At 54.1% G+C, this 23,707-nt stretch carries 15 protein-coding genes; 4 read left to right on the forward strand and 11 right to left on the reverse strand.

Annotation, left to right across the window (positions count from 1 at the left end):
• Positions 1-89 precede the first annotated feature (89 nt).
• Positions 90-2,279, reverse strand: coding sequence for a hypothetical protein (locus Poly51_RS29565; RefSeq protein WP_146462553.1), 2,190 nt, complete (start codon positions 2,277-2,279; stop codon positions 90-92).
• Positions 2,280-2,417: 138 nt separating this feature from the next.
• On the opposite strand from Poly51_RS29565, the gene Poly51_RS29570 reads away from it, so the two are divergent.
• The gene (locus tag Poly51_RS29570) at positions 2,418-4,217 is read left to right on the forward strand and encodes a DUF4209 domain-containing protein (protein WP_146462554.1); all 1,800 of its coding nucleotides are present in this window, start codon (positions 2,418-2,420) and stop codon (positions 4,215-4,217) included.
• A gap of 120 nt (positions 4,218-4,337) precedes the next feature.
• Here the strand turns inward: Poly51_RS29570 and Poly51_RS29575 are convergent, their stop codons facing one another.
• A complete protein-coding gene (locus tag Poly51_RS29575) occupies positions 4,338-5,315 on the reverse strand; it encodes a hypothetical protein (RefSeq protein ID WP_146462555.1) in 978 nt (325 codons plus the stop codon).
• On the reverse strand, positions 5,312-5,812 hold the full coding sequence (locus tag Poly51_RS29580; RefSeq protein WP_146462556.1) for a hypothetical protein: 501 nt from the start codon (positions 5,810-5,812) through the stop codon (positions 5,312-5,314). The genes Poly51_RS29575 and Poly51_RS29580 overlap by 4 nt, the downstream gene beginning before the upstream one ends.
• Positions 5,813-6,182: 370 nt before the next feature.
• On the opposite strand from Poly51_RS29580, the gene Poly51_RS29585 reads away from it, so the two are divergent.
• The gene (locus Poly51_RS29585; protein ID WP_146462557.1) at positions 6,183-6,413 is read left to right on the forward strand and encodes a hypothetical protein; all 231 of its coding nucleotides are present in this window, start codon (positions 6,183-6,185) and stop codon (positions 6,411-6,413) included.
• A gap of 332 nt (positions 6,414-6,745) precedes the next feature.
• Positions 6,746-7,921: a radical SAM/SPASM domain-containing protein gene (locus Poly51_RS31950; RefSeq protein WP_186775910.1), complete on the forward strand. Its 1,176-nt coding sequence runs from the start codon at positions 6,746-6,748 to the stop codon at positions 7,919-7,921.
• A gap of 393 nt (positions 7,922-8,314) precedes the next feature.
• Here Poly51_RS31950 and Poly51_RS29595 read toward each other — a convergent pair whose 3' ends face one another.
• Genes Poly51_RS29595 through Poly51_RS29605 form a run of 3 tightly spaced genes read right to left on the reverse strand, consistent with a single transcriptional unit; the run spans position 8,315 to position 12,644 of the window.
• Positions 8,315-8,752, reverse strand: coding sequence for a GDSL-type esterase/lipase family protein (locus Poly51_RS29595; RefSeq protein ID WP_222435955.1), 438 nt, complete (start codon positions 8,750-8,752; stop codon positions 8,315-8,317).
• A gap of 14 nt (positions 8,753-8,766) precedes the next feature.
• Positions 8,767-12,261: a M56 family metallopeptidase gene (locus Poly51_RS29600; protein WP_146462560.1), complete on the reverse strand. Its 3,495-nt coding sequence runs from the start codon at positions 12,259-12,261 to the stop codon at positions 8,767-8,769.
• Positions 12,258-12,644 (reverse strand): BlaI/MecI/CopY family transcriptional regulator, encoded by a 387-nt coding sequence (locus tag Poly51_RS29605; RefSeq protein WP_146462561.1) that lies wholly within the window; start codon positions 12,642-12,644, stop codon positions 12,258-12,260. The genes Poly51_RS29600 and Poly51_RS29605 overlap by 4 nt, the downstream gene beginning before the upstream one ends.
• A gap of 691 nt (positions 12,645-13,335) precedes the next feature.
• On the opposite strand from Poly51_RS29605, the gene Poly51_RS29610 reads away from it, so the two are divergent.
• Positions 13,336-14,124 carry a transposase gene (locus Poly51_RS29610; RefSeq protein ID WP_146462562.1) on the forward strand — a complete coding sequence of 263 codons (789 nt, stop codon included), beginning with the start codon at positions 13,336-13,338 and terminating at the stop codon, positions 14,122-14,124.
• A 310-nt stretch (positions 14,125-14,434) separates the two neighbouring features.
• Here Poly51_RS29610 and Poly51_RS29615 read toward each other — a convergent pair whose 3' ends face one another.
• The 5 genes from Poly51_RS29615 to Poly51_RS29630 form a co-directional block, all read right to left on the reverse strand.
• Positions 14,435-16,255, reverse strand: coding sequence for a hypothetical protein (locus tag Poly51_RS29615; RefSeq protein WP_146462563.1), 1,821 nt, complete (start codon positions 16,253-16,255; stop codon positions 14,435-14,437).
• A 36-nt stretch (positions 16,256-16,291) separates the two neighbouring features.
• Positions 16,292-16,426, reverse strand: a complete 135-nt coding sequence (locus tag Poly51_RS31660; protein WP_261344151.1) for a hypothetical protein — start codon at positions 16,424-16,426, stop codon at positions 16,292-16,294.
• Positions 16,427-16,677: 251 nt separating this feature from the next.
• The gene (locus Poly51_RS29620) at positions 16,678-20,253 is read right to left on the reverse strand and encodes a serine/threonine-protein kinase (RefSeq protein WP_146462564.1); all 3,576 of its coding nucleotides are present in this window, start codon (positions 20,251-20,253) and stop codon (positions 16,678-16,680) included.
• The gene (locus tag Poly51_RS29625; RefSeq protein WP_146462565.1) at positions 20,250-20,852 is read right to left on the reverse strand and encodes an RNA polymerase sigma factor; all 603 of its coding nucleotides are present in this window, start codon (positions 20,850-20,852) and stop codon (positions 20,250-20,252) included. The genes Poly51_RS29620 and Poly51_RS29625 overlap by 4 nt, the downstream gene beginning before the upstream one ends.
• A gap of 137 nt (positions 20,853-20,989) precedes the next feature.
• Positions 20,990-23,413: a TlpA family protein disulfide reductase gene (locus tag Poly51_RS29630; RefSeq protein WP_222435956.1), complete on the reverse strand. Its 2,424-nt coding sequence runs from the start codon at positions 23,411-23,413 to the stop codon at positions 20,990-20,992.
• Positions 23,414-23,707 lie beyond the last annotated feature (294 nt).

The following is a 23,707-nucleotide window of genomic DNA, read 5'->3' on the forward strand; positions in this document are numbered from 1 at the left end:
TTTTTGTTTTGCAACATCAGTGTGACGCGGGACGCCCTTGTTCTGAAACACCAATCCGAGGTTACGCAATGCCGCGAAACCGACGCACCTCAATCAACCGTCAAACTGCGCCCTGAAGAGACCACACCCCTAGCTCCTTTTGCCAGCTCGAAAATCTCTTTGCCGGTCGTTTCTGGCAATTGGACAGCCAAAGCCTCAACCAACCCCGATCGCTCCCAGCAAGCACTTTCATCCGCCAGCAAAGCTGCAATTCTCGATCCACTCGCCAGTTCGCCGACGCTGCGGATTTGATCTCTTTCGACGGCGATAAGCGTTTCCGCGATGAGGTGATCTGAAAATCGCTCGTAGGTAAAGCGAACGACCTCCGAGAACCCTGGTCCGCTGCGGTGACGAAGGGGAACAGATGTCAAAATCGCTTCGGATTCTAAGTTTCTGAAAAGTGACTGTTCGTACGAACTTCTGGGAAGGAGTTCATTGACCAAGTTCTTGGCATCGTCACGTGGAATTCTGTCTGTGCCGGACTTCGCCATCTCAAGCGACAGCCGATGGACTGCCCTCTCGACAAGATTGTCGTTCGGGTCGAAATCCAACTCGCGAGCAAGTTTGGAATTCTTGTTGGCTAAGAGAAACCGGATGATTGCCGTGATCCCCCTCAGTCCTTTGGGTACGTCAATCTCGCCACCTTCTTTCAAGCCCTCACAGAAGAGTTTCAAGAACAGTGGATTGTCAAACTCGGGGTTCATAAGTGGAGCAGACGGCCTGAGCCCATACTTCGCGAAAAATGCTGCGGCTGCCGTATCACTGATCCCCGAGAAGCCGCGATGCTGAATTCTTGCGAGTTCTGATTGTGCTGTCGTTGGAACAATCAGGCTTTCGTAGGAATCTCTTACCGAGACACAAAGGCGAATCCATTTCAATTCGCGAACTCGCTGGATCATCCCCGCAAGATACTTGATCCAAAGCTTCTTTCCGTCGCCTTCGTTCAACGCGTCAATGAAAATGACGGCAGGCTTTTTCGCCGCCTTCGCTGCAGCGACTATCGCACCAAGAAATTGGTCCCGATCGCAACTTAGCCCAACTCGGCTGATGATTTGGCTCCAAGGTTCGCTGTCTTGAAACTGTTCGCCAAACAGCAGGAGAACGGGACGACCAGATAAGTGTTCCGTCTGCGCCCAGCGACAGAAAGTATGGGTCTTTCCTTGACCCGCTTCACCAACAACAAGCACACCGGCGCTGTTTGCACACTCAGTTTGTGGGCTATTCAGGTAGTGCCCCAGCGCTGACATGGCAGCTTGGAAATCCCAAATTGCCGATGTTAGAGGGCGAACGCGGTCGTCAATTAGGGTGGTGCCGCCAGCTTCGTTCTCCGCAGCCTTTCGCGTGGACTCGCGGATGATTGAAGAGAGTTCCTCAACGTCATCACGCACCTGTTGCCTATGATAATTGATATCGTCCCAAGGTACGATTCTCACCATGCGGCTTGATTCAGAATCCTTCGTGGATCGCAGCCAAGCATCTAACAGCGATAGCAATTCTGCCGTGGAGTTCTTTAAGGGGCTGAAGTCGAAATCAGATATCGCCTCTCGGAAAAGGCGATTCGCCGCTGACCGTGCTTTGGACACATGCTCGCCCACAGCCTGCCAGAATGGCGCTGAGCGCACGAGAGCGTCGAAGAACTGCTGTTCTGCGTTTTCGACGTGAAAATCTGGGTCGTAGCGATCACGTGCGTTGGCGACCGCATCACGAATTTGCCCTGCGAACCAATGGTTGGTGAACGCTGGCGTGTTGAACCAGAACCACGCGAGTCCTCGATGCTCTTCTTTTGCGAGCCTCTGATTGAGCTGAGACTGTCCCCAGAATACGATCTCGATTTCGCGGCCAAGCTTTCGTGCATCGGCTTTCCACGTTTTGACCAGTTCATCCCACTTGTCTTTCGCCGATTTCTGATTCTTGACGCGGCCATCGGACAAATCCTGCGGAAGACAAATGTAGTAGTGCGTAAGCTTCGGATGTTTAGCCAAAGCGACTCGGAACGAGGCGTCGATTTCGTTCCACTGTTGCTTCCCCAGAAACTCTCGAAAATACTTGGCTTGCCACGCTCGTTCGGTCCCGTCTTGGTGGACCCAATAGCACTCAACACCAGCATCCGGTGTCCCCTTGCGTACGAACGACTCATATCCCGAAAGACTTTCTGCCTCCGCAAGCTGGCAACACAGTTCCTCAAATCCGTCGTTCTTAGAATTGTTCAGCGGACGAAGGTTATTCCAATCAATCGACATTTCACAAATTCTTGGCAAATACGCTTTGCAACTGCGGTGAGTGTTGGTCGAATCCGAACCAACTGCAGTTGATCTGGGTCCTGTTGTCAATCGCTCACACAAACGTCATCAAGCAGACACCACACGGAAAGAGTCAAAATGTTAGTGGAATCGACGGAAAGTTGCATCGGGCAGTTTGACGATCCAAGCGAAGCAATTTGTGAACGCGATATTTTGAAGGCGTTGAACACCTTGATGAAGAGTTCTTCGGCACCAGAGGATCAGTCCGAGAGACGCGGACTTGAATCTGAGATCGTTGCCTTTGAGTTCCACGAAAATGACTATGTTGCCTCAAGCAAAGGGGAGAAGTCCTTCTTTCGACCGGCGATGTCGTTCCAAGATGCTAAAGGCAAGCAAGTTACCGTTCCAGATCCTGCGGACATCACTCCCGAGTTGCTCGATCGTTGGTCCAGGCGTTGCGCATCGGTCACGCATCCAGTACTCAGATTTCGGTATGCAGCACTCGTTTGGGGTTTTTCTAAAACCGTGGCTGGTGCGACTGCGGACATCGAGATGGCAAGATCGGTGATCGACACATCCATCGAGATCGCAAAGTGCCGCCTTCACACGCGCGAGTTCTCGACAATCACGAAACTCGCCTACTCCCTTTCGATCGCTCAGTCGATTCGCGACCGCGACAGAACTGAACAAGTTTGCCGAGCGATTTTCGCGTATGAGCGTTCGATCGCAGAGGATGGAAAACTTGGGCTCTGGGGCTTCGCGTTTGATCTGTTGGTAGACGACAAACGCTGCCCAACGCCCGACGACGTTCGCGATCAGATTATTCGTGATCTCGAAGAACGCCTGGGCCGTGTCTGTGGCGATGAGGCGGAAGGCGTCAATCCACTCGCAGCAGAGGCCGCTGGCGTACGTTTGGCGCGGTGGTATCGCAGGCAAGACGAGCGAGAGAACGTCGAACGCGTGCTGCGTTGTTACGCCGGGGCATATTCCGCGGCATCCAAGAACGAAAGTGCGCTGGTTGGTTCGGCCTGGCTACAGAAGGTTTTCGCGATATTGATGCAATTTGGCATGAAAGAAGACGCCGATCAAATCGCGGTGCAGATTCGCCTTTTCTCAAAGAAAGGACTGACTGAACTCGCATCTGTCTCTTCGGATGTGGAAGTTCCCAAAGAGGAGCTGGACGCATTTCTAGACGACATGGTCGACGGCGATCTCGACACCGTTCTCGCCAACTTTGCGGCTCATTACGTTCCACGGTTGGATGAGGTTGAGCTGCAGGTCAAGGAACTTGCTGCTGATTTTCCGTTTACGGCAATGTTCCCAAGTACTCTCGTCGACCACGAAGGTCGTCCGAAGGCGCATGTCGGAAGCGTGGAACATGACCTGGAAGGAAACATCGCGAAAATCACTGCACAAAACATGCGATATGGTGCGATCTATGTGCGGTTAACGCTGGAGCGAATCGCCGAGAAGTTTGAGCTGAAGACTGATGACCTGCTCGCGTTTCTCTACCGATCCCCGATACTTCCCCCAGACAAGCGAAGCGTTATCGAAGCGGGGCTTAACGCGTATCTAAACCAAGACTGGCTTGTCAGTATTCACTTATTGATCCCACAAATCGAAGATTCGCTACTCAACTTCGTAATGATGTGCGGTCGCTCAACTTACAAACGAGGTCGCAACGGCGCGATGATGTTGAAGAACTTTGAGGAGTTGTTGAGAGACGAGGTCGTGGCGGAAGTCTTCGGTGCGAGTACGGTTCATTATCTTCGTATTCTGTTCACCGATCAGCGAGGGTGGAACCTTCGCAATGCGGTGTGCCATGGCATTTCGCCAGCGAACGCTTTTTGCGCTGCCCACGCCGATCGCGTTTTCCATGCGTTTCTGCTTTTCGGATTGATCCACGAATCGAGAGAACCCGATAGCAAAAGTCTTTGAGTCGTAAACGGCTTGGCAAGATTACACAACGCTGAGTCTGAATGAATGTTATTTTTCTCAAACTCGTCGTGGCCGGAAGAAGGATAGGCCGTACCCTGTTTTGCTGATCCGCAGATCTCCTCATTCAATCTTCGTTTCCCGAGAGGCATCTTCGGAATTCCTCGGGTTTCCAAAGCTTCCTTTATCCTTTGAGTAGATTAAACCAGAGCGATTCGCATCGTCATCTTTGGACCACAATGGAAACCGAAAGCCTTCGCCCGCGCGAGATTGTTCAAATTCCTCTAGTTCCTGCCTAGCTTGGTTTGCCAGTTCTTCCGAGGTCCCAGCAGACCCGATATAATTTCGGACAATCTTCATCCGATACTCAAAGTTCGGATGCGAGTAACCCAAATCCCAAAAACCTTGTCGTGACAGATCTCCAAATCTGGCCATTGTTCCTGCGGCAGTTGCTTGCGTCGAAAGCAGGGAAACACCGGAGTCAACCATCATCGCAGCCATGTTTCGATCAAGGTCAGACGTTTGCGATAAGCCAATTCGGATCTGCTCGGCAGCAAAGAGGTCTGCTTGGAGTTCACGTTCTTTTTGCATCGTGCTTGTTCGGTTGGGCTCAGCCGATCCGACAGAAAACACTTCACAGACTCCTGCGTCGCCATTTGAGATGTGCCCAAGCTCGTGAAGTAAGATAAATGCAAGGCTGCTTGAGTCCGGTTCAGAATCCGCGTTATCTGCGCGGAACATTTGCTCAAGACCGAATTCGTGGACAACGATTAGGCTATGGTCGCTGGAAACGAACGCCACCTCATCCATTTTCAATGATCGACCGTTTACTAAAAGCACCGGCACAGTATTTGGCATGCCGGTGGTGTCAGGACGCGATCCAGAAGAATCTACATAATTCAATTTCCAGGTGTCGCCGGATAGCCTATTGACTTGATCGACTGCTTCGGCGGTAAGCTTGGTAAGGCGTCGGCCATCACGCCAGCCAAAATGTTGGGCTCGAAGCGGCTCACTTTGACTATCGCACCCTGCAACAATTAAGAAGCAGACTAACCATCCAAAAAATCGAATAACACAACAATTCATTCCTGCAGATTTCATTGTTGCCCAGCCTCAAAGTCGAGATCTTCTAGTATCGCACCAATATCTGCGTTCGGCGCGTTCAGCTTCTCTTGCGTTTCCGCTATCAAGTTGTTGATTGAACTTCGGGCCTCAAAGCGATCGTGTGCGAGAGCGTTCATTCGCTCGGCAACGACGGTGAGCAGCACTGTAAGAATGCCAAGACGAGTGAGCCACCAATTGCTCGCCGACAATCGCTTCCGAACCTCCGATAAACGTTTCTCTGCAGTTGAAGGAGTCGTCGTGGAAGATTCGGGGGCTGAACTGACCGTTGATTCACTAACGATTTCGTCAACGCGAGCGCGTGAGCGATAGATAAGTGCAATGGAGACGAAGCCGCAAAGATAGATACCGATCGAGGACATTCTCGCACCGAATTGCCAAATGTTGCCACTCAATTCGGCTGACGAACGAAGCTCCTTTGCCCTCTCAAGCGACTCGTCAATTTGAGTTTGGTTTGCGGGACTAATTCCAGTCATGGAATGGCGACGACCGGAGTTAATCGTGCTCTGCTCCCATGCGGTCGATAGGGAAAAGCTCGCCCAAGCAATCCCAAGCACGGCGAGCGGGAGCAGGATCAGTTTGGCTATTGAAGGCACTCGAAAAACTCCACGCGATGAAATGCCCAAAACCAAAAACAACACTGTTCCTGGGTTATTTGGCTGGTACGCCCTGCATTGTGGAACGTGCTGTTGATTGAATCAAGGATGCTGAATTCGTTGAACGCTGAGCCCAAAAGAGCGGGACCACCTCTGAGCACTTCTAACTCCGGTCGCCTACGGCGCACACGACGGTTTTTGAGTTCGTTACTATATAGACGTCCACGAACCCGTTACTGGAGACATCAAGATGGCAAGAAAGAAGCGAAAGACGAAGGCCGAAAGCAAGGCTGAAGTAAAAACAACTATTCGGTTAGTTGAGTCTGACGAATCAAACCCACGAATTACTGCTGAGCCTGGAACCAAGATCGAAGTCATCGGCGTTGAACTTGTCTCTGGCAAAACGCAGAAGCCACTGAAGATGGCTGCACGGCTTTGCGGCGGCACATCGACTTGTCTTGCCTTGGTCCGAACTGAATGAGCGTGACGAGTGACGCCCCGATGGCGACTCAACAGGACTGGCGTGTCTCCCGATACAACTTTGCCTTCCCGGTCTCCGACGGCATCCTTCTATACAATGCAAATTCTGGTTCAGTCATTCGATTCGCTGGACAAGCTGAGATCGAATTTGCTTGGGCACTGACTCAGTGGCCAGCGGTCTTGAGCTCCGACGTTCTCAGTGAGCAACTGCTCGTTCAACTTCGGGATAGCGGTTTTCTCGTTCCAGAACACTCTGACGAATTGGCCGTCATTCGAGATCGGTACTGGGCTGCGCGAAACGAAGCCCCAGCAGTACTCACGGTCACGACAACCATGGACTGTAATCTCGGGTGCTACTACTGCTACGAGAGCCGGTCGAAAGATTGTCTGGGGGAAGGAGACCTAACTGGTTTGTTAGAGCATGTCTCCACCTTGATCGAGAACGGTGGAAAGCCGCGGTCATCGCTTCACGTTGACTGGTATGGAGGAGAGCCGTTGTTGAACATGGAGTTCCTCGATTCAGCATCCAGAGCAATCCAAGCGTATTGTCTGTCGCAGGACGTCAAATACTCGGCGTCCATTATCTCAAACGGAACCGAATGGCCAGACGATCCCTGCCATTTTGTTCGACACCATAAAATTCGACAGGCTCAAATTTCGTTTGATGGATTGAAACGTAACCACGACCGTCGACGGCGATACAGAAAAGGTTACAAACCACACGGCGAGGCATCGTCGTTTGAACTCGCTATCGCTTTGGTCGACCAATTGCTTGATGCCACGCATGTCGACGTTCGATTCAACATCGACAAAAACAATCAAGATGATCTGCTCCCATTCTTTCGCATGGCGCAGGAAAGAGGTTGGTTTAACCGCCGTTTCCCCATGACCATCCAACCGGCTCGGTTATCAAGTTACTCGGAGACTTCCGCGTTTATGCGGTCCCACGAACTGACCGTTGATCAGTTCGATAAACTTCGGAAAGAGGTTCGCAATGAGTTCGGGGAGCTTGTCACGGTTGAAGAAAGCGAAGTCCCCGACGGGTATCCTTACCCTCGTACGAGCGTTTGCGCCGCATTGTCCCATTCGTCTTCGGTCGTCGGCGCTGAGGGTAAACTCTACCGATGTGGTCTTCAGGTCGGGGAACATGGGCGGTCGGTTGGTTCGCTCCCAAGGACAAGCGAGCCAGCCGGAAACAAGCTATCGCTTCCCATCATCGAAGACCGAAATGACGAACAATGGTGGGCCAACTTTGATCCAACGACTCAACCGAAGTGTTCAGTATGTTCGTTTCTTCCAATTTGCTGGAGCGGGTGCCCGAAGAAACACCTTGAAAACGATGACCACGCCATAGCGGAACAGGGAGCATATTGGCGTTCAAACTTGCCCAGACTCGTCGCGGACCGCGTCGACGCCGACCTAGTCTCACTAGCCCCACTTTCAGAGTCTCTTCAATTCCGATCAGCTTTCGACGGGGCCAATCCGACTTGCTCGACCAACGCTAAGTAAGGCGGTCCAGTTTCATTTCGTTCTCGCTGATGGTAGTAGACATTGTCACATCCTTGAGAGTTGGGTCGTCGTACGCTCGTTTATCCGGACCCTCGGAACTCGGGGACGGAGATTTAAACGCAGAGGGCATCGGAACGCGGTCGGCAGATGCCGTGACTGCAGCGTAACAAGGTCCATTTGCAGCTGCTCCGAAGATGTTTGCGTTTGCAGGTATAAATGCGCAGAACGCAGATCGGTTCCAAAGAACCACAAGAATCATCGTAATAGCGTAGAGACAACGCCAAATTCGGTGGTGCGCAAGCTGAAGTAGCAGCTGCATTGGATGCGCCATGGCGGCCGTCTTTTGGTGGAATCGCGTGGTTTGCGAACCAACCACCTCGCCCGATCCATCAACTAGGCGGCAGTATTCTGATTGCGATTCAGAATGGGAAGAACGCTCGCCGCGATGGCGACTCCCAGATTGCGATGCTGGTCGGCATCCAAATGTATTCCGTCCACTTGACTCGTTTGGGCAACTTTCCCTGCGTCGAAGAAGTCGCATTGCAAACTGTTCGCGACATCTCGCAATGCCGCTGGCAAGCCGATCGCATTTCGCTGGGCACCCTGGAACTTGGTTGCCATTTCGCCTTGAACTTGCTCGATCGCTGGCGGAGCCACAACCATCACCTCCGGCACCAGCATCCCAGGCTCGATTGGGGCTTGACGAATCGCGGTGACGAGCGAGGCCACTCCCTGTGCAGACTGGTTCGCTGAATAGTGATGCATCGACTGGAAGTCGTTGGTTCCCAGGAAGACAACCACAAGCGAAAGTGGAAGTTTAATAACTTTCACTACCTTCATTGAAACTAATCATACGAGAGGTCGTAGAAGGTGACCGTATTGCCGACTTGTTCGGTTGCGGCGAGGCCGATGGGGGTGAATCGGATTCGATCGTCGGAACTTCCGGTGCGACGGTGTATCAACGAAACGACTTCATCAACGACTAAGTCGCGGACGTGGATCGTCATGCCGCCCGTGATCGCCAAGTACTTGCCTTCAGAATCGATGTCGATGTTGCTGACATCGGTGTAGTAGTCTGTGGAGTCGGTTTCACGGCCGTCGGCGACGCGAAAGAACTTCACGATGCCATCCGTTGTATCGCGAATGACACCGCCAACGGCGATCTGCGATCCGTCAGGCGTAAAACGAAGGCTTGATAAGTACAACTCGCCAGCGTTGACTTGGCGTTTGAGTGACCAGTCCGATGTGTTCCAAATCTTGACTTGCTTGGAGTAGTGCCCACAAGCGGCCAGCAGGCGACTGTCGTCACTGAACACCGGCGACTCGGCGAACTGACCGGCGACTTTCAGTTCGGCAACAGTCTGCAACGTGCGCGCATCCCAAATCCGTGCTATGCCTTTGTCTGTCGTCGCCAACCATTTTCCGTTGGGCGAGAAAGCGATGCCTTGGCTTGTACCCATCTGCTCGTCGGCGCGTTTAATTCGCTTTCGCTGTTGGATGCTCCATAGCAGCAACACTCCCTTGTACCCTTCCTTGCCATACTCCTGTCCGCAGGTCGCCAGCGTCTTGCCATCAGGAGAAACGGCGACCTGCGTGACTTCGCCAAGTGCATTGTCAGTGAACGAATGGAGCAATTCACCGGTCGTGGCGTCCCACATCTCGATCACACCTACCTTCTTTCCGAGTCGATGTGCCTCCATCTCTTGCGTCCATTGCTCGCTACCCGGCTCGAAGAACTCGCGTTTGCCCTTTCGTCCGCAGGTCACCACAAACTTGCCATTTGGATCAACGGCGAAAGCCTCGAGTACGCCTGAGGCACGAACGGATAGCGTGGGGACTGCGCTTTCAACTCGCTGGGCATTGCGTCGAGCCTCCTTGAGCAACGGTGAATCGTCAATCGGATGCGCCGCAATCAAAGCAGCTGCCGAATCGTCGCGTTCGCGTTCGACTAACAATTCGTCGACCGCCTTGGCTAGCTCCTCACCACGCAAACCGCGATGACGGATGACCCCATGGTGATCCAAAACAAACGTGGTTGGGAACGAATCGACGTTCCACTGGGTCGCGATCGGACCACCGCGTCCATCGAACATCATCCGCCACGTCGCTTCGCCGCGATCGTAGTTATAAGTACTTTGCTCGCTATCGGACACAGCCAACAACGCGAACGGCTTTCCGCTGAGCCGTTCAGACAGTTTCCGATTCTCGGGATACATGGCAACGCAGGGGCCACACCAGTTCGCAGTAAACATCAACACGACCACGCGACCGCGATAGTCGCTCAAACGAAACGTCTTGCCTTCCGCATCGGTGCCTTCAATGTCGGGAGCACTTCTGCCTCTCGCCAAATAGAACAACTCGAACTCCAACGACGCGGCTTGCTGGGCATAAGAACGCAGCTTCCACGACTTCGCCTCTTTGTCGCTAACACGTTGGTATCGAAGTTCTGCGGTTCCCTTGCCCTCGTGTGCAGCGGCTGGCAAATCCGGGTACTCGCGTTGAATCCGCTGAGCGATTTCGATTGCTTCGCCGATTGCGGCCTGTGGATCAATGGGGTCCGTGAACGCATCGAATTCTCGTTTAGACAACGACGTAAAGTCGTTCGCATCCGATTGGTCGATCTGTTCTTGGATGTTGCGTTTGATCTCGGGAATCGACGCTTTGAACTTCAACCATTCGGCCAGTTCCAACAATGCCGCTGCACGCACATGGGGATGCGGGCTCTTTTCTGCGATGATGCGGAAAGATGCTTCCGCTTCAGGAAAGACAACTCCCGCGTCAAAACCCTTCAAGCATCGATCTAAGTTTTCCTGATCCATAAACTTTTCAGCGGCAAGCTTGATCGCCGCCTGGCGTGCTTTTATGGCGGGAGCGTCGACGTCTCCGTAGCTGACCGCGCGGCCGATCAGAAACGCGAGCGCATCGACGCCTTGATGCGTATTCGGATGGACTTCGGCAAAAGTGAGAAAGTCATCGGCAATCGCATTCTCTGGATCAAGCCGCCGGTACACGTCGCTGCGTTCTTCATCGGTGGTCGCCGCTTCGTAAGCAACCGAGTAAACTTCTTGTGCCTTCTCGAACTGCTTCGCCAAATCCTCGAACTCACCGTCCAGTTCATCGGGATCAACGACGCCGCCGTTCGGTGTTTCGGTATCCTGCTCTGGCTCAGCCGTTTCCTGTTCTGCGGGTGTTTGCGCAATGCCTTCGACGTGCATGAACGCCAACGTCACAAAGCAAGCACAGAACGCGCAAACAACGACTCCTTCGGCAAGCGACGGCATCGTCCGACCGCGGTCATTGACCGGGTCCGTCAGTCGGCGGATGCGACTCAGCAGCGCTCCGTCCCCCGCGCCCAACACCAATGGGATACTTTCGATTTGCAATTCTGCGATCGCCAACAACGCTCGGCCATACTCGGATCGGTTATCCATCGCACGGACAACCATGTCATCGCAGCAGTGTTCACGTTCGATCCGGATTTGCCGTGACAACCACCAGACTGCAGGATGAAAAAAGAGCAGCGTTTCGGTCAGGGTCTGCAGCAAATTGACAACAAAGTCATGCCGCCGAACATGGGCCAATTCATGAGCAAGAATTGCATCCAATTGAGCGACGGGGATGTTCGCTACTAAACTGACCGGTAACAAAATAACAGGACGAACGTATCCAATCACCATCGGAACGGAAGCGACGGAGGATTCCAGAACGCGCACCAAGCGGCGCAAACGGAGTCGTCGAGACAGCTCAGCAACCGTTTCCTGCACTACTGGCGAGGCGTCGGCAACTCCAAATCGTTTGAGCTTTCGTAGTGCGAACCAACCCGCGATCGGCCGCAGTGCAAATAGCGCCGCGCCAATTGCCCAGCAAGCAACCAACCAGCCCAGCCAAGGCTGAAGTATTTCACTGACTCTCTCTCGCCAGTTCAACGAAACGGTCGACTGGATGTGTGCCACTGGCGTCGGCTGGTTGCTCGGCTGATCCTTGACATCATCTTCGCCCACGATCAACGGAGACGTCTGGTTCATCCCGCCAAGAGTCGGTTGCGGTTGCAGCGGCAGCGAAGATATCTCCGTGATACGCTGTGGAAGCCGTGCGTTGGCTGCAAAGTCCGAACCGACTTGCAACAACCACGTGAATGTTGGAACAACGACGCACATCGCCAACGTGCAAATCAGAAACCAATATCGAACTCTGACATCGCAGGGCCGCAGCAGACGCAACATCACGCGGGCGGCCAGGCCAATCAGCGTCAATTGCCACAGCGAATGCACGAGCACCCAGCCGAGTCGTTCGACAAGTCCGTTGGCGGGCTGCAACAGCGAAATGAGCAATTCGATCACTTCCTGCCCTCCATTTGATCGAGCAACTTGCGAGCTTCCGCAATTTCTTCGGGAGAGGCCTTTCCGGTGGCAAGCGCCTGTAGAACGAGACTCATCGCCGCCCCGTCATAGACCTTATCAATGAGATCATTCAGAAATGTTTTTGCAGCAACCTTGCGAGACATCGCCGCTCGGTACAAATGGGGCGACTTCTTTTCGTCACGCCGAACCAGCCCTTTTTGAAGCATCACCGACAACATTTTCACCGTTGTCGAGTAGTTGGTCTGCTTGATTTCCGCCAGTCGATTGTGGACATCGCGCACCGGACAAGGTTGCAACTCCCACAAAATTCGCAGGAGTTCCAATTCAACCGCAGTTGGTTGAGACGAACCCAATTCACGCATTAAAGCGACTCCCAGAACAAACAAGCAAAGATGAAGCGAAGGCTTTCGCTAGTCCATCGTAGCGAAACCTTTCGCTAGTACAAGTGAGCTTCCGCTGGAATCATGCTTATCCCACCACGACCGCCAGACCCGCTGACGCTTCCGGTATTCAGACATTTTTTCTTTGTCGACTTCGGCCATTTGAAACGGGTACTCGCCCGGTTTCCAAGCCCAGGCAATCCGCGTGCGATCCGTCGCATGCGTGGAAGGCAAGGGAAAGAATGGTACGCAGGGCTCATTTCTATCCGAGTCCTGGACCCTTTTCCGAGCTAATGGCTCCGCCGGGACAAGCCCGGAGCGGATGCCTGAAGACCAGGAATGTAGATGGGTGATTGTTGAGTCTGCGTTGTAGCTACCACTTGTGCGCTCCGGCCGGGGCAAGCCCGACGGAAAAAAAGCGGGGAGGAATCGCAGAGGAAGCTGATTTCGCGAGCGATTGTTTCCGTTCGAGCTTGCCTCGGCGGGACATCAACTGATGGCTACCGAGCGAACAAGTAGCTCTGCACCCGCTTCCGTCCGGGCTTGTCCCGGCGGAGCAAGCAAGTGGCAGCTACGATTGCTAAACTAACGACGAACCCTCCTTGATTCCCTTTCGCGATCTCCGCTCTGGGCTTGTCCCGGCGGGATCAACGATTCGGCTTGGCACCCGCGCATGGAACCAATTTACACAGCCGACAACACCACCACAGCGTACCAACTCAATTGGTCACTCGCACTGTTCGGAAAATCGGACCTACCAGATCAATCTGCTTGGCTTGAAGAACTGCGAGCGGCCACGGAAGCCGATGGTGTGCGAATTCTCTCCGCCAATGCTCGGTCTGAAAACACAATTCAATTCCTCGCCAGCACCCGTCCTGATTCATCACCTTCAGATATTGTTCGTAGCGTCAAGGGACGCTTGCAGTATCTAATTCGTGATCCAAACCCGAAAGCCTTCCGGCGCAATTACCACATTCAAAGTGTCGGTGAAGCAAACTCAAATGTCCTGGATCAGTACGTCGCTGGGCAGACGGCAAAGCACCCGATGGCTGACGACGCGGTTCAGGCACGAATCGAAGCCGTGCAGTTCCATGACAAATCCGTTGATCTCTCAAAAACCTCGATAGGCAATTACGGGCAATACCTAAACTCGCTGCAAATCGTTGCGGAGAATATAGAAGGTTGGCGCGAGGTGCGCGACGCTCAATTGCAGCGAGTGCGTCGCGTGATTGTTCGTGCCTGCGAGAAGAAGCCGTGGCGATTGTCTCGCATTGGATTGCTGAGCAACCATGTGCATGTGCTGCTCGGTGCGGATGTGACGGATTCTCCACAGTCGGTCGTGTTATCGCTGATGAACAATATCGCGCATGTGTACGAGATGAAACCGATCCTGAAGTTCAGCTATTACGTCGGAACGTTTGGTGGGTACGATCGCGGGGTGGTGCGGAAACAAAAGCAGTGAGTCGTTGGCTGGTAGCCGTCACTTGTGCGCTCCGACCGGGGCAAGCCCGGCGGAAGCGAGGAGGAGCCTAGTGGCGGTCGAGGGGAAGCCGATTTCGCGAGCGATTGTTTCCGTCCGAGCTTGCCTCGACGGGACATCAAATGATGGTTACCGAGCGAACCGAAACTCCGCATCCGCTTCCGTCCGGGCTTGCCCCGGCGGAGCAAACAACTGGCAGCTACCATCGCTGCATCAACGAGCACACCTCTTCCACTCATTCCTTCTTGGATCTCCGCTCTGGGCTTGTCCCGGCGGGATCAACGACTCTTGGCTACCGCTTGTCGATCGTTTCTGCAATCTTGTATCGCAATGTAATCGTATTCGTTTCGGCATCGAGTTTTTGAACCTGGACCATCACCAGCTTGCCGCTGAGTTTGGCCAAGACGACGCAGGGTTGGCTGGCGTCGATTGAGAATCTGGTTTTCTCTGGACCGATGATTCGATCGCGATGCACGAGTGCTTCCGCAGGGCTGATCGTGTCAAACATCTCCGGCGAGAATCCGGTGACCGGACCTTCTCCGGCGTCTCCATCGTAGTCGATGTTGTTGAAGACCAACTCGGGAGCGAGTCGCTTTGTGACGACGTATTTGGTGCGCGACGCATTCAGCTCGCTAACAAAGAAGTTGGCGGCAACCATGTCGGCATCGTATAACAGCTTTCTCGCGGCGTCGTTTTTCCATCGATCGTTACCGACTCCGTAGTACCCGCCCTTGTAGTAGAAATACAGATTCTCCTGATTGGCGTGGATGTCGTCCCAGTCATCGCTGATGGCACTCTCGGGCAACACGGTTGGCTCGATATCGCCCAGGCTGTACATGCAAGCGGCCCCTGGAGCGGATGTCTGTAGCGTTACGCTGACTGGTTCACCCCAGCGAAGCGAAGCGTACTCGGCGGGGACTTCTGGCTTTGGGAAAGGAAGGTCGGTGAGCACCACGCCTTTATCCCACAGCCGATAGCGGAATGATCTTGTGCCAAGCTCGTCGGTGGGTGGATCGATTCGCAGGATTCCACTGTTCCCTTCGTGCGTGATAAACAAATATGTCACCGGTTCCTGTGACCTCACATTGCGGTATCCATCGCGATCGGTGCATTCGTCTTCGACGTTCAGCTCAATCGGGCGTGGGTTAGCAACATCCTTGTCAATCGAATCCCAGCGACTGTTGTCGACTAACCAAGTTCGCGTCCGATGCGCGATTCCATCTAAGCGAAAGTCGATCTGCCAGCGATCTGCCCAGTCCTCAAAGGAATCGCCCGGTTCTTGGCCTTCGTGGAGCATGAATGTTCGTCCGCGATCAAAGTCGACGGCGTACGGTCGGTCGATAGATTGCGTCCATTGAATCGTCTGGACCGGACCCAGTTTTTCGTTGGGTCCAGTGGGAAAAAATGCCAATCCGGCTTCCGTACCGACACGATTGACCACGTCCATTCTGACTCTGGAAAAGGTGTTAGTGGAACGGCGCGAGCCGTCCGGTGCCGCGATACCGGAGGGCTTGCGCCCTGCCGCTACAACTGGCGTCGTTCCATCGTTTAATGACTCCTCAATCGTTTGCTCAGGCACAGACTCTGCATTCCACTTGCTCAATTCTGCTGTCGTCAGAAATTCCGATCCATGCTTGTCCCACCACGACTGCCAATGTCGTTGGCGTTTCTGGTACTCGGACATTTTCGCTTTGCCGACTTCGACCGTTTGAAACGCGTACTCGCCAGGCTTCCAAACCCAGGCAATCCGCGTGCGATCTGTCGCATGTTTTGGTGGTAGATGGCCGGTAATCCGTTCCAACGCTGCCTGAATCGGCTCAGGCAGAGTCGGTCCACAGCCAGTGGGACAGAGGATTGGCGAATGCCAAAAGTCATCGGAAGCGAGAAACGCTTTGATTATCTTGCTGTCCTCACGAGATTCCCCATCAGTTGTTTGATCGCGCCAGCGGCGGGGTCGGCCAACGGCGCGAATGAGCGCAGGCACGCTGCGAGGATCGTTGATTTGACACAGAATGAACCCCAGCGATCTCATGTGCGCGACTTCATCGGTACCCTCCAGCTCACGAATCAGCCACGGCACCGCCGCATCGCCCGCCTCAATCAACTCGCCCACCACCTTCGGCCAATGTTCATCGCGAGCGATGAAAAACTAGTTCCGCAATTTGTAGATCAACTCGCACACACGACGATCTTGTGGACCGAGCGTATTGAAGGAACTGCCCAAGTCATTGTCGTTGCTGTCGTTATTCATTGTGTCCGATTTTTCTTCTGGTAGAGGTCGCATTGGGGTGTTCGAGGTGTTCTTAGCTCCCTCAACATCCGGTTTGATATTGCGTGGCACCAACTGAATAATGAGAGGATTCAGAATCAAGGCTTGTTTCATGGCGTTGGGTGGTAGCCACCACTTGAGCGCTCCGACCGGGGCAAGCCCGGCGGAAGCGGGGAGGCGGATACTGAGCGCGAATGCTTCCGTCCGGGCTTGTCCCGGCGGAGCAAACAACTGGCAGCTACCATCGCTGGATCAATGCCCCTCCCTCATTCCTTTTTGGATCTCCGCTCCGGGCTTGCCCCGGCGGGATCAACGACTTCTGCAGTCGTTTCTTCTTCAGATGCTCGAGCCTCTTCCTTCAAAACGTTTTCGCCATAGAAGCCAGATGTCCGACCGTCGCGATGGGTCAAAGCCAGCGACTTCAGCACGACAATGTTTCCAGCTCTGCGGATTAACGCCGGAGCGAACATCCAGCGGTCTTCGCGTGCTGAGTCCGGTCGCATGACAAACAACTCCGAACAGCTTTCGTGCCACGTCCCCGTCGTGCCCATGCCGGAAAGCACATCGGCCAACTCCGTCTGCCCTTTCTCCCTTGCATGATCCGCTACGGCAATCAGAGCCTTCTTCAACTGCTCTTCGGTGAGATCAGGAATCGGTGGAGTGAACAGAGTACGGCGTTCGTTAGAAGTTTCCTCATTGTATCCGGCAACCGCCTTCGCGGTCGTAAATCCCTTCGACGATTGCCCGCCCTCGTACATGAAGCGTCCGGGCATACCGAATGGGCCTGGCGACGATAGGCTCTGGCTCTTTGTTGGCGACTGAGCGGACGATTGATCGTTCGCATCTGGCAAGTTAAGCATGCCGGCTTTCAACAATTCCTGGATCAGGTTTTCGGCATCGTCGAGCGACATCGTATTGCTTACGATTGGGATCGTCACAGTCGGAGCCAGAAATAAATGCGAGTGTGCTTTGCCTAACGCCTTCCCTTCATTGTCGTCGGGCAACTCTTCTTGCTCATCAACACCATGCCACGGGGCATCAATCAGCCAGCCAGCCTTCGTCTTCTTCAATCCCATCGTATGTCCGTCACCCTGATTGGTTGCAATGGCTGAATCGCCCCGTTGCTCGACGGCATAGCTGTAGTGTTTGCTGTCAGAATCTCTTGGTTCGGTTTCGTACTCTCGACTCAGTTCATCTTCTTTTGCGATGAAACGTCTGGGGTTGGCAAGTCGTTCAGCGGTTGCGATGGACAGTAAATGAACCATTGGGTCAGTTACCCGCATTTCTGCATTGGCAGCGGTTTGGTTTGCCATCGCAAGCGCCAAGGCGACGGAACCGGAGTCTTCGCCAAACTCTCCCTCGACCAACTGCTTCAGGCCCGCTATGTACTCCGCGTGACCGGGCGGACGATTCTTCGTGCCGGGGCGATCCTCGGCATCCTGTAACATCATGACGACGGACTTGACGGTCTTCGCGGCCAGTTGCCTGATGGCTTCATCTGTCCAGCAGTCCAGCCAGCCCTTGAGGTTATTGTTGTTCTGACACTCTGCCGCATACTTCATCAAAGCTTCGGGAGTGTCGAAACGCACTTGCGAAGCTCGCGCGTCAACCAAAGCCGGTTCGATGCTGACCGTCCGCGTCTCTCCGGACTTCAGAGCAACTTCCTGCTGTACCATGTTCGGTATGCCTCTGGTGCGGTCTTGTTCCCATCCATCAATCTTCATCAAGTGCGATGCCCACGTTGATTGCGGACGCATCGGTAGTCCTACGTGAAGCCAGGACTCGGAATGTCTATTCGGCGGGTCGAGTTGAAGGAGCTTGCGAACTTGTTCGTCGGGTAAGCCAACGACGTACATGATGTTCACATGAGCTAACCCAGCAATCATTTCGATCGTGACATTCTCCTGGACTTCGCCATCTAAGTGCAGTCGTAGGTAGCCGACCGTGTACGGCGTGTCATCGGGAGTGAAAAACGATTCGCCTTCGGCACTCGCTTCGCAGGAAGAGTAGTTCTTGATCAGACGGGTGCCGCTTGCTCGGACAAGGTAGCTCTGCATTTTGGATGGTTCTGTAGATTCATGCGGAGGTTCTACGCCCACGATCAATCCGACTTCTTCGACGCCGTTGCCGAGCATTGGAAAGCTGGCGAACACTTCTTTCATCTCACCTGGTTCTGCGACATCATAATTGGCATAGCCTCGGTCCATTGGTTGGTCACGTTCGTGTCGCTCACCGAATCGGAGGCCATCGAGATTGCCATGCTGGAAATTGCTGGAAAGAACGAGTTTGCCTTTTTTGGAAATCCCGACGCGCGCTTTGCCTCGTCGCGCCAGTGATACGATGCCGTCCTTAATGGTGACGGCTTCAAAATCCCCATCGAGTTCCACGACATAGTTTCCAGCGGCAATGCGAACATTCTGCGGAGACTTTGTAACGGTCAGCCGCTCCACAACGTCATCACCCTGTATGATGCGAATGGGGACATTGTCCGCGTTGGATTCGATCGTCAGCGTGCCTTTGTTCAGTTCCAGCACGATCAATACGCCAGCGAAGATCAGCGAGAATGCGAAGGCTGCGGTCGCGATGAGTTTGCCGATCGGTGGGTAGCGAAAGTCGTCAAGACTTTCGGCAGGTTTGTTGTGGCGGGAAACGCCGAAACTCTTGACGAGTTCCGCTACGGCTTCGGGGAGAGGCACGGTGGTTGGTTGCTGAACATGAGCGAGGCAGTCTTCGAGCAACTCGGCGACTTGTTCGGCGGAATCGAAGCGATCATTAGGGGATTTTGCGAGCAGCTTCATCACGATTTGTTCCAGCCACTCGGGAACACTCGGGTTCGTTTCACGGATGGGTCGCGGAGTATCGTCGGTGATGCGGCGCAGAACGGCGTAGCTGGTTTCGCTACGGAATGGTGGGTGGCCGGTGCAAAGGGCGTACAGCACGCAGCCGAGCCCAAACAGATCGCTGCGAGCGTCGATCGCTTCGCCGCGAACTTGTTCAGGTGACATGTAGTGCGGCGTGCCGGGATGAAAGCCGCTGCGAGTTAGACTGGCGTCGTCGGTCGCTCGGGCAAGACCGAAGTCAGTAAGCAACGCTCGGTCAACGCCTTCGTCCAGCAGGATGTTTGATGGTTTCACGTCGCGGTGGATCAATCCCTGAGCGTGCGCGGCGGCAAGCCCTTTCGCGGTCTGCATGCCGATTCGCAGCACTTCGCAAACATCGAGCGGACCATCGCGATCGAGTCGTTGCTGCAGCGAACCGCCAGCGATGTACTTCATCACCAGAAACGGATGTTCGTCATCGGTTTCGACGTTGTGAATCGGCACAACATGATCATCAACAACCGCTGCCGCTGCGCGAGCTTCCCGAGCGAACCGACTTCGTGCGGCTCCGCTGCTAGCCAAGTACGGTGCCAGCAACTTCACAGCGACAGGCCGATTCAGTTCCGTATCGTATGCTTTGAACACGACGCCCATGCCGCCGCTGCCGATCAAGCGTTCGACATCGTAGCGACCAATCCGGCCAAGCAACTCAGGATGCGAGGGAGGCGACAATAGTGATGCTGCCATCGCGCCGGTCCAGCCCGCAGGATGCTTCCAGTGTTCGTAGGCATCCGTTCTGTTTCCACCATCGCGGTCGAACATTTTGTTTTCATCGTCCGGTAAAAGGCTTTCGCGTATGTCTTGCCACTCGGTCGGTTCCGCAGCGAGTTGTTCCAGTCGAGTCTGACAACGCTGGCACGCTGCCAGGTGGTCTGCGGAGTCCTTGTAGCCGTCGGGTTCATCATCGGATTCCAGAATGCTCCACAAACGATCGTCGGAGCAAGTTGTGCTTCGCTGGCTCATTCAGACACCTCAAATTGTTTTGCGAGTACGCGCAGTCGGCGGATGACTCGACTGCGTGCGATATAGACATTGCCGACTGAGATATTCAGTTGAGCGGCGGCTTCTGCGATCGACACACCTTCGACATGAGTCAGATGAAAGGCGTTCCAGGTGTTCGGTTCGATCGCCTCGCGCACTTGGCAGGCCGCCCAGCGATAGACTTCCCGTCGAAACTCGATATCAAACTGGCTCGACAAAGGTCCGCCGGGCGCCTCGATCGTTTCCAGCCGTTCCGGCGACTGCTGCCCGCCGAGTCCCACTCCGCCGTGTGGCCGACGCGTCAGCGTTTTCAACGCGATATTGCGAGCAATGCCCAACAGCCAACCGCGAAAGCGTCCTCTTTCAGGTTGCTCGACCCAACGGCCAACCGACTGAGCGACCGCAGTAAACACCTGCTGCACGACGTCGTCAGCATCGGCAGGTTGCAGCCCTCGGCCCAGCGCCAGGCGATACACCAGCGGCCCATAGATTGCCACAAATTCATCCCACGCCGCCACATCCGCCGCGTCGCGCAGACGCAGAATCAAGCTGGCTCGGGTTTCGGGTGGACTGGGAATCATGGGAACTCAAAGGAGGATTACACATTGTCGCCACTTTTAAGTTCCGCGTCACCTCGACTTCTTGCACGCTCACCCGAAACTTTTTCGGAACTTCGTGCGTTCTGTGTTGCCATGGAGAAGACTTCATGGCGAGTTAGTCAATCACTCGATCGCATCACATCAACTAGTGATCCGATGGCTTCGATGTTTCCGTCCTTGTCAATCGAGACGCAGCACGGAAACATCTCTATGGGATAGCCCGTGATCTTGCTTGGCTCGAATCCGTTGCGTTTCGTCTCTGCCCCAAGAATTACCGAGTACTCCATTCCCGTTTCTTTGATGGCAGCTTTGATCTTCTCAGGTTGCGTGCCAGGCGCATGGACTGCGATGACATTCAATCCGTTTTTCGAGAGTCGATTCAGGGTCGGAATGTCATTCTTGCAGGGGCCGCACCAGAGAGCCCAAAAGTAAAGCAAGGTGCGCGACCCTGATCCTATTTTCGGTAGTTGGCCGCCAGTCATGGGCCGACCTGCAAGCTTTGGAGCTTTCTGGCCCACCATGGCTTTGAGTGGTTGGAGGATCCTGTCGAGCGATCGCTGGTTCTCCATTCGCTTGCTCTGAGCCTTGTCGACCATGTCGTGAATCCTTGACTCCGGCATTTCAGGATCAAACTCGTATTTCACAGGCGTCGAAAATCGCCAGTCGTTGATCGTATCCCCTTTGTTGGGAAGGGCTTGTTCGATCAGCGGAGTCAATTCGGGTTGTGTGGTTACCTGGGTCACCTCAAGTCGCGCGACGTTGTACTTGTAGCGTTTGCCTTCATGGCTCCAGTCCGATCGCCATTCCACATGCGGCAATTCGATTCCGGAAGCCACTTCGCGGTAGTCTTGGAAAATCGTCAAACTATGGGGATGTTGATTGTTGCGGTGCAGATCGAACCAATCCGCGAACACTTGTCGTCTCTGATCGTCGCTAGCCACTTCCTCTATCCAATGCATTGCGGCGTCGCGAGTCTCGAACGTTTGTCCCGCCATTCGCCGAAGCGACTCCATTTGGTGAATCCGTTTGCGTATTCCGCTGCTGATGAACAATACGTGGCCAACAAGTTTGCCTGATCGCTGACTGATCCAAAGCTGTTCTTCTCTGGGAAACGAGCGAATGACAAAACACGGCTCTCCCTCAAAATCTTCGTCGGGAAGCGACTGGTAATCCGCATATTTCACCGCAACCGTCGAGCCGACAAAGAAGTTCGGGTAGTCCTCGACGTCTGCCCATGTGAATCGGTGATCACCAAGGTACAGGAAGCTGCACGGTCGGAAATAGTGATTCTTGAATGTATCCGAGAAACTGCGATACCTCGCAAATTGACCGGTGGAATCTTGATACCAACCCCGTTGCCCATCCCAAGTCCGCGCGGACGGTTTATCGTACGGCTCTCCTTCGTACACGTACTTATGACGGTCGATCGCGACGACCGTCTTGTCTTTCCAAGCCCAAGTCTGTGTCATATCGGAAACGCTTTCGTCAAACTTGCGCACCGCAATGGCACTCCGCAGGTGTTTAAGCGAACGCTCGTCTTTCAGGCCGAGCACTCCCTTGGGATTACTGTAGTAGGATTTGCTCTGCCGAGTGGAGATCAGAAACGCAGGGAACGCGCTGATGGCAGCAATCCGCTGATGAACTTGCTCACCGAGTCGTTGAGCCTTCAGGTCGGGCTTGGGCCGATCGAGACTGGATTGCTCATCGACGGTTGCCGCTACTTCTTCAACTACTTGTGGCTTCGCTGCCACCAAGCCAACCCCGGCGGCATGTTCGAGTTCGACGTGCAGTTTCAGCTTAGGATCACTATTCAATTTGCCAAGCCAATCCTCGGGCAGTGGTTTGTCGGGGTGCAGTTGCCCGAGTAGCTTGGCGTGGTCGCGTGCGATCGGTGCATAATGCGGCGAGTCCATGGGCACCCGCTGCATCGCGATGGTGGTTGCGACGAATCGTTTGCTGGGGTCTTTCACGGATCGGTCGTCGGTAATCCGGCGATAGATCGACCAGTGCTTGTTGTTCTTTCCGAACTCTCGTTCAAACGTTGCTGCAGTTTCTTTGATCGCTTCCACGTCGCTCTTGTCGACGTGATGCATTGCCAGCGAAGCGAGCGCGGCCTCTCGCATCAGCGGCGACGGCGACGACTCCATGCGGCGCAGGAATTCCATGTCTCCATTTTCTCGAGCCTTGTGGGCCACCCGAGACACGAATGAAGGACTCATCCAATTGCGATCCAGCTTGAGAAACAACTCGTAGCACAAGTCGCGTTCTCCCGAGTTGTACGCCGTCAGTGCTGAGATTGCCAAAAACTTGCGATAGTCCCAGATTGCTTCCGAGGACTTAGATTTGACCGAGCCCTGTTTGTCGTAGGCTCGCTTGACATGACTTTGCAATCGCTCCACCGCATCGGTGTGACCTGTGGTCGCCAGCTTCCTCACAATCCATTCCGATCCATTGATGTTGCCATCATCCAGCGATCTTTCAACTTGGCGTTCTATTTGGTCGATTCGACCTTGCTCGATCAGCAAGTCGACGGATTGGCTCAATCTCGGCAGAAGCTCACGATTTAGGTAGGGAACGTCATCAGGAGAAATTGTCGGATTGGAAACTCGCTGCAAATGGAGATTTAGAAATTCGGGCAAATTGCGTTCGATGTCGCGAACGGTAGTCTCGTCATGCTGCTGGGCAAACCGTTGGTAATATGGTGTCAGTTGGGTGTCGTCTCGCCAGGGCGCGAGTTTACGCGGCCAATTGATGGTTCGTGGTAGCTTTGGGTGCGTAAGGTCGTATCGACGCCTCATTAGCCTTCAAGACCGCGCCATAGGTTGACTCCCACGTTC

The sequence above is a fragment of the Rubripirellula tenax genome (assembly GCF_007860125.1).
Taxonomy (GTDB): Bacteria; Planctomycetota; Planctomycetia; order Pirellulales; family Pirellulaceae; genus Rubripirellula; species Rubripirellula tenax.